The organism is Vibrio sp. 2134-1, assembly GCF_033339495.1.
Window position 1 is genome coordinate 1 of record NZ_JAWOUS010000487.1, and the last position, 668, is coordinate 668.

The window sequence follows — 668 nt, forward strand, 5'->3', positions numbered from 1 at the left end:
AAGCAACCAAAGAGTATGTTCGATTCAAACTAGCCAGCGCGGAGCACGAGGTTTTCGCTCTGCTACTACTTGATAACCAGCACCGTGTCATCGAGTTTAAATCACTCTTTAAAGGCACCATTGACTCCGCCAGCGTTTATCCGCGCGAGGTCGTCAAAAGCGTCTTGGAAGTGAATGCAGCGGCAGTCATTCTGGCGCATAACCACCCTTCTGGTAACCCTTCCCCATCTCAAGCGGATAGGCGTATCACACGCAAGCTTATCGACGCTTTAGCGTTAGTGGATGTCAGGGTGCTTGACCATATCGTTGTCGGAGAAAGCAGTGTCTCGTTTGCAGAAAAGGGGTGGATATGATCAACACGATTTATGGTGGTGTTTCTTTAGCGCCACAATTGCGTCAGCAGTTGGAGAAGCTATTGAAGGGGTACTCTTTACCTGACAATGCCAAACAGTTGCTCCTAACTTGCCGCCAATTAAGCTACTACCGCCATGGCCGAGGTATTCATCCTGTTGAAGTGCAGTTCAAACGCACTACAAATTCAGAGCCCTGGCAGGTTGTCTTCTTTGCCAGCTTTTCTTATCCATTTGAAAGTGCGCTCAACGTTCAGCCTGAGCTGTACTTTCACCTTGCCCAGGGATGGTGTTATCAACCCGACACAGGGGCGGTAA

The 668-nt window shown here is 49.3% G+C and carries 2 protein-coding genes; both read left to right on the top strand.

Translation table 11 applies throughout. The features are described 5' to 3' along the window. The coding region (gene radC, locus R7R78_RS26785) for a RadC family protein (protein WP_225474695.1) at nt 1-353 on the top strand (353 nt) is incomplete at its 5' end. Further along, nucleotides 350-668, top strand: a 319-nt coding sequence (locus tag R7R78_RS26790) for a DUF2787 family protein (protein ID WP_225474696.1), incomplete at its 3' end; no start/stop codon positions are given. The genes radC and R7R78_RS26790, both read left to right, overlap by 4 nt.